The sequence below is a fragment of the Microcystis sp. BLCC-F209 genome (assembly GCF_041928595.1).
GTDB lineage: Bacteria > Cyanobacteriota > Cyanobacteriia > Cyanobacteriales > Microcystaceae > Microcystis.
On the sequence record NZ_JBHFLL010000298.1, the window covers coordinates 1 to 7,186 of the forward strand.

A 7,186-nucleotide genomic window follows, 5' to 3' on the forward strand; every position below is an offset into this window, starting at 1 on the left:
CAGGTTTGGTGGGTAAAATGTATTCTAGGATACAGTCCTGCTGGCGAGTGAGTGGAACGAACCACAAAGACACAAAGGACACAAAGATTGATCGATCATATTGTAAGTTAAACTGATCACACAGAACCTAGAAGAGCCTCATTTTTCAGTAAGTAGATATTATTCATGCTAAGACCAGTATCTTTGGCAAATCGGTAGGGAGTTATGCCAAGTCGCTTGATGAAGGAGTCGATCTTGTTTTTCATGACCATATAGGCATTATCCTTTTTACCCCTTGCCTTTCGCCTGTCCTGATCAGTAGCCCATACTCAACCGATTTAGTATTGTACACCATTTAAGTAGGGAGGCACGATTATTTGTAGGATGGGTTAGCGGGAGCGTAACATAATCGGGCGTTGGGTTTCATGCTTCAACTAGAATTACCCCAAAACCCTTGAGAAACTATCAAAGAAATCGGACTGATCTGTTCAGGGAGTTCTCTTCCTTGCCACTCTTAGGACTTTTCTTAACAAAACTTAACAATTGATGGCAAAATTTTGCTTGCTTTTGTGGGCAGATTTTGGGATAATATTTTTAAAAGAGTTTATTCATAATTGGAACCTAAGCATTCAGAAATAAACACAAACATCCCATTATGAAACAAGCATAACCCAAGCCGCCGCTAAAGTCAAGCACTTACTCTAATTATTTTTCGCCTGAAACTTCTAATTCCGTGGGGGGTTGGGGGTATGAATTAAAATAACAAAGGTTGAAACCCGTGTTTGCGGGAAGCTGCACCGATTTGTTCCATTTTAGGGACGGTAATTTGATTGCGTCCCCAGGAAAAATTAGTTTGCCAACCCTCCAACTCCAATAAAATCGCCTCGGCAAAACAGGCAAACATTTGACGAGAGGGAATATCCATATTAACGATTTTCATAATTTTCCAGTCAATATCGAGGGAATGCTCGACAATGCCGCCCTTAATCACCGAAATATCGGGGGCATTTAATACCATACCTAAATTTTTCGGATAACCACCATCAATAATAATACAGGGGCGCTTGAGTTTATCTGGATCAATTTCCACGCCTTTAGGCATACTAGCCACCCAAACAATGATATCAGCCAGGGGTAAAGCCTCCTCTAGGGGGAGAATTTTACCGCGTCCTAACTCCTCTTGGAGAGATTGTAAACGCTCTTGATTGCGTGCCACATAGATTAGTTCTTTTGTATCGGTTTTTTCATTTAACCAACGACAAACGGCGCTGCCGATATCTCCGGTTGCCCCGCAAACCACGACGGTGGATTGAGCTAAATCGATGTCCATTTTGTCAGCGAGGGTTTCCACCTGATTGCAGATGACGTAAGCGGTGTGGGTATTACCGGTGGTAAAACGGCCAAAATCTAGCTCGATATTCCGTACCTGTCGATTATCTTTGAGATTAAATTCCTCGAAAATAATCGAAGAAAAACCACCGAGTGCGGTGATATTGATATCACTTTTTTGAGCGAGTGCCATGGCATTTAGCACCTTACGAATAGCAGACTTTACCCAACGATTCGACAACATCTCTGGTAAAAAACAGGATTCGATATATTTTCCTCTGATGGTTTGCCCCGTGATGCTGGTGACATGAAAATCATCGACAATTTGCGGGGGGGCAGCACACCAAAAATCTAATCCCTGGTTAGCATATTCAGGATAACCTAGATCGTCGGCGACCGATTGGGCGTGTTCTAAACTGGTAAGATGACCTATAAGACCAAACATTGATTGTTCTTTCGTTAGACTAGATGGCACTAGATAAAAAAATGAGGATATTGCTAAGAAATCGTTAAGACTCTTAAATATATTACACAAAAGCGCCGCTCTGTGTTGAGCGGCAGCAGGGGAAAAACAGGAAATCTCGACGCTCAAGGTTTAGACGGCAGTTAATCCGTAGGCAGACATCCGCATAATATCACGGGTGCTGAAACCAATATTGCTTAAAGCTTCCCCGTAGCTAATCATAAAGTCTTCCACGAGGGCCTCTTTTTCCATACCGAGGACGCGAGCATCATCCTCGACTTGATTGAGCATTCTCCAGACAATGGGAAGATTAGCTCGATTTGCGGCTTCTAATTCCTTTTTAGCGGTTTCAAAGTTCGCTTTTAGCCATTCTTCGCCAAAATTGAGATGTAAATATTCGTCTTTAACTACGCCTTCAGTAATTTTACGAGCAAAAGGATCAGCAACAGGAATATAAATATTATAGGCAGCGATCGCGAAAGCTTCGATAATCAAAGATTGGATTAATAAACAGGTGACAACTTTACCTTCTGCGTAGGCAATTTGGAAGTTCTCGTGCAGAGAGGAAAAGAATTCTCTGGCATAATCCATATCAGGAGTGATTTGCAAATTTTGGCCGCAAGCTTGAAAACCTTTCATGTGACGGTTTTCCATTTTTGCCAGACGGTGTAACTCTTCTTTGTTATCGGCGAGGATGTCTGCTAATTGAATATAATTGCTATTGGCCTCGTATTCGCCTTCAATAACGATGGCATTAATGCGACTATAGGCTGATTTATAGGTTTCGCTGGTGAAATCAAGCTCTAATGGTACAGCAAGCTCTGGCATAAACTCGATTGACTCCTATTTCTGACGAGATTTTTCCGACGTTCTTTCCAGTCTAGGGTAAGCCTTCTAGATGGAGTTATCTTTTTACGAGTCTAGCTCGATCGGTCTTTTTTGTATAGCTTGGCTTGAGAGGCTGACTTGCCAAGTTAGCTATAGGGGTTATCTTTGGCCACTGAAAACAAGTTTAGAGGCAACCCCTTCTTAACAGAGGAGATTGCTGGCTGTTTGCTCAAACCGTAGCCAAAGATTTCTGGCGCTCGGCCTGTTGTAAGATGGCCCTGGCTGCCTGTTTACCCGATAAAGTGGCTCCTTCCATGCTATCAATGTAATCCTGTTGGGTATAACTACCGGCAAGGAAAAAGTTAGGGATAGGAGTCGCTTGCGAGGGACGATAGACATCCATCCCCGGTGCTTCCCGATAGAGACTCTGGGCCAATTTCACCACACTAAACCAAGTCATCTTTAACTCCCGGGAGGAGGGAAATAACTGATGGACTTGCGCTAAAACGTGCTGGGCGATATCTTCATTTTTAGCTTTAATAAAAGGATCCCCGGGGGTTAAAACCAACTGTAATAAAGAACCTTCTCCGGGGCGATAATAATCCCTAGGACTGGTGAGAGCAAGATCTGCAAAACAGGAAAAATCCGCTTGGTGGGTGTACAAAAGATTGTCAATTCCCACCGCTTTTTGCAGTTGTCGGCGTTTTTCGGCATCATTTAACTCCGTCACCCAACCGTCAAAACGCAATTGTACCGTGGCGACGGGGACGGCTTCTAGTCGGAAAATATTGTCAAAAATCGGCATTTTTCGCCAATCTTGGGGAATGAGACGCTGAATACCGGGGACATCACCAGCGCAAACATAGGCATCTGCGGTGATAGTTTCCGTGGTTTCTCCGTTAGCGACGATCATGCCATTAACTTGCAGATTTTCGCCCTCTCCAGAATAGAGAATTTCCCGCACCTGACGACGGGTAGAGATTTTGGCGCCCCGTGCCTCCAGATAGTTAATAATCGGTTTATGTAGGTATTCGTGGGGGGAACCTTCCAACATCCGCAGGACGGAAGCTTCGGTTTTAGCGGCAAAAAATTGGAAAATCGTCAGCATACAACGGGCCGAGATATTTTCCGTATCGATAAATCCTAAGGCATAGGCGATCGGATTCCACATTTTTTTTAAACTGCCTTGATTACCGCCATGGCTACGAAACCAATCGGCAAAGCTAATCGAGTCCAGATCCCGAATCGTTTTCATCGCTCCTTGGAAGTCTATCAGACCGCGGACGATGGGACTGGTACCTAAGGCCAGAGAATTAAAGATTTTATCGGCTGCCGAGAGTTGGGAGGAGGTAAAAAAGGCTTTTAAACCGTTAAAAGGCGCACCTGCGGCGAAACGAAAGTCTAATTCGCCGATTTTTCCCCCTTCGTTGATAAAAGTGTGGGTGTGTTCTTTGAGCAGTAGGGATTGAAAAGCGCCCACTTTTTTCATTAACTCAAAAAGATTATAGTAACAACCAAAAAAGACGTGCAAGCCCATCTCGATGTGATTACCGTCCGCATCTACCCAACTACCGACTTTTCCCCCGACAAAGGGACGAGATTCTAAGATTTCTACTGTACAGCCCGCATCGACTAGATCGATAGCTGTTGCCATTCCCGCTAACCCTGCACCAACGATCACCACTCGCATTTGTCAAGTTCCTGTTACAATTTTTCACTAAATCTTTATTTTACCCCGATCGGTCTGGTGTTTCTTGCTGGCGATTTTTTCAGGGTCGCTTGAGAGCGTGGCAGAATAATTGAGAGTTGCACTAGGGAGAAGTCATTTTGAAGCGATCGCTAGATGGGAGACAGGGATTAATTATTGTCAGTATTATATGGATATTGGGGATATTAGTCGATAGATTCTGGTTTAGTCTCGATCATACCATTCCTGCTTGGGATCAGGCCGATTATCTCAACGGTGGGATTATCTATACCCAAGCTTTCCAAAATCCGCGCTGGTTTGATGGGGATTGGTGGCGCAGTTTATGGCTAATGTCGCCGAAAATTCCCCCTTTAACCTATCTTGTAACGATTCCCTTCTTTAATCTCTTTGGTATTAGTCTTGACGCGGGTATGTGGGTAATGGCTATCTATAGCGCCCTACTGCTCTTTTCTGTGTACGGATTGGGAATTATCCTCTTTAATGGGACTGTGGCTTTATGGGCAGTCCTAATCTGTCAATTTCTCCCCGGTTTATACTATTATCGCCTCGAATATCTCTTAGACTTTCCCTTAGCGGCAATTGTAACGTTTTCTTACTTTTGCTTGACATGGTGGCGATTTAGTGGACAAGGCTGGCCAAAAGCGATCGCTGTGGGTATTTCTTGCGGTTTAGGGATGTTAGTCAAACAAACCGCCCTATTTTTCCTCTTTTTACCGATTTTGTGGGTATTAGGCGAAAATCTCCGGCGAAAACGTTGGGGCAATCTAGCGCAATTAATGCTCAGTTTTTTAACGGCAGCATTGTTAATGTTTCCCTGGTATCGGACGAATTGGTTATTAATGTTAACCGCAGGCAAACGTGCCACGGTAGATTCGGCGATTTTGGAGGGAGATCCGCCTCTTACCAGTCCAGATGCCTGGACGTTTTACGCCCAAGTTTTACCCTATTTTCTTTCTTGGGTATTGTTATTAGTTCCTGTGGTGGGATTATTAATCTCCTTACGTCATAGAAAAACCGAAGATAAGGTTAATCGTCCTGTGTGGATTTGGTTAGGAGTTTTTCTGCTGGGGGGATACCTATTATCATCCCTCAACATCAATAAAGATGCTCGTTATATTTTGCCGATTTTACCGACTTTATCCTTAATTTTATCCGTCGGTTTATTATCTTGGCGCGGTCGTTTTGCCCCCGCTATCCGTTGGGGAACGATAACTATTGCCGCTATCCTCACCAGCTTAAATTTATTCCCCTTGGGGGGAGATATAATTACTAACGTTTTCAGTCCCAAATTACAACACCATCCCTATTTAAAAACTGGCTGGCAAAACGAAGAAGTAGTTAAAGAGATTCTAGCCGATTCTCCCTATCTTCGCAGCACCCTAGGGGTTTTACCTTCCACCCCCGAATTAAATCAACATACTTTCTCTTTCTACGGTGGTAAACATAATTCCCAGGTTGCCGGCAGACAGGTGGGAGTTCGGGAAGAAGATATCGAAAAGGATGTCAATTCTTTAGATTGGTTTTTAACTAAAACTGGTGAACAGGGTTCCGTCCCCAATGTCCAGAAAAAAATTGTTAATCGAGTCGCCACTGGGCCAGATTTCCAAGTGGAGAAAACTTGGCAGCTACCGGATGATAGCACCCTGTCCCTACACCGAAAAATATATCCTTCCGTCACGGTTAAACCCCTTGAAAATCCGCCAAAACGGGTGGAATTAAGAGAGATTACCCTTGCCGAAAAAGCTTCTCCTAATCAACCCCTTCCCGTGGTTTATAAATGGGCCGGAGACTGGCAACAATTAAAGTCAGGGATAGTAATTTTAACCTGGCAAGAAGTGGACGGGAAGGATTATTGGATGCACGATCACGGTATGGCTATGGGGGGATTAGTGGCAGAAAAATTAACTTCAGAAGAGCAACAAAAGGGTTTTGAAGTCACTGAAAAAACCGCCATGCAGTCGGCAGCAACCCCCGGAGTTTATCGCTTATCTGCTGTCTATCTCAATCGGGAAACTGGCGAAACCTATCCGATTAAAACTAATGCTCAAATTACCATCGATCCTCAAGTTCCCAAGTTAGCAACCCCCCAATTAGATTTAGTCACCCAATTGCGCTTAAAGTCGGCTAATATTGGTCAAGGATTAACGGGGATTGAGCCAATTTTTGAGTTAACTAATCGTATCAATCAATACGATTCGATTCAGGATTATGTGCTGCAAGCAGACAAGGCTTTTTCCTATCGTTTACAGCAACAAAACCCCCCCGATAAATTATCTTTAGCCTACGGATTAGCAATTTCTAAGGTACTACAACAGGATGTGGCAGGGGCAATAAAAGCCACCGAGGAAATGATTAAAATTGACCCCCATAATCCCTATCATTATGCTTATCAAGGTTTTATTTATCTCTACGATTGGCAACCGCAAGCAGCCCAAAAAGTCTTAGATAAAGCTAGACAATTAAATCCCGATAGTGAGGAAATTAAGACTTTAAATGCAGTGGCTGCCTTGATGGGGGGAAATCTCGTTAAAGCTTGGCAATTATGGCAGTCAAATTAAAATAGAGTGGGGTGTAGGGTGTGGGGTGTGGGAAGTGGGAGGTGGGGGAGTGGGGTGTGGGGAGTTTTCTCAGTGAACTGATAACTGATAACTGATAACTGATAACTGATAACTGACTTCTAACCCAATGTTGGACAAAGATAAGTAAAAATTATTTATTGACTGCAAAAACTTAAGAATATTTAAATTAACATTCCGCAATATTTATAAATTCTTAAGAATTAATTGAGAAAGATTTTTATTTAACAACGATGTTATGATAGTTACAGCGATTTGATAGAATTTCATAATGGGTTATTCTGTGCTTTTTTGGGCAGCAAT

At 43.2% G+C, this 7,186-nt stretch carries 5 protein-coding genes; 1 reads left to right on the top strand and 4 read right to left on the bottom strand.

Annotation, left to right across the window (positions count from 1 at the left end; genetic code table 11):
* Positions 1 to 116: 116 nt before the first annotated feature.
* From ACE1AQ_RS19255 to zds, 4 genes are all read right to left on the bottom strand, one after another.
* Entirely contained in the window at positions 117 to 251 is a 135-nt protein-coding gene (locus ACE1AQ_RS19255) for a helix-turn-helix domain-containing protein (protein WP_374809032.1), read from the bottom strand.
* Positions 252 to 733: 482 nt separating this feature from the next.
* Positions 734 to 1,753: a long-chain acyl-[acyl-carrier-protein] reductase gene (locus ACE1AQ_RS19260; RefSeq protein WP_008196181.1), complete on the bottom strand. Its 1,020-nt coding sequence runs from the start codon at positions 1,751 to 1,753 to the stop codon at positions 734 to 736.
* 150 nt (positions 1,754 to 1,903) lie between these two features.
* The gene (locus tag ACE1AQ_RS19265) at positions 1,904 to 2,599 is read right to left on the bottom strand and encodes an aldehyde oxygenase (deformylating) (protein ID WP_008196179.1); all 696 of its coding nucleotides are present in this window, start codon (positions 2,597 to 2,599) and stop codon (positions 1,904 to 1,906) included.
* A 229-nt stretch (positions 2,600 to 2,828) separates the two neighbouring features.
* Positions 2,829 to 4,289, bottom strand: a complete 1,461-nt coding sequence (gene zds, locus ACE1AQ_RS19270) for a 9,9'-di-cis-zeta-carotene desaturase (protein ID WP_106909595.1) — start codon at positions 4,287 to 4,289, stop codon at positions 2,829 to 2,831.
* Positions 4,290 to 4,426: 137 nt separating this feature from the next.
* Between zds and ACE1AQ_RS19275 the strand changes: the two genes are divergently transcribed.
* A complete protein-coding gene (locus ACE1AQ_RS19275; RefSeq protein ID WP_110544825.1) occupies positions 4,427 to 6,865 on the top strand; it encodes a glycosyltransferase family 39 protein in 2,439 nt (812 codons plus the stop codon).
* Positions 6,866 to 7,186 lie beyond the last annotated feature (321 nt).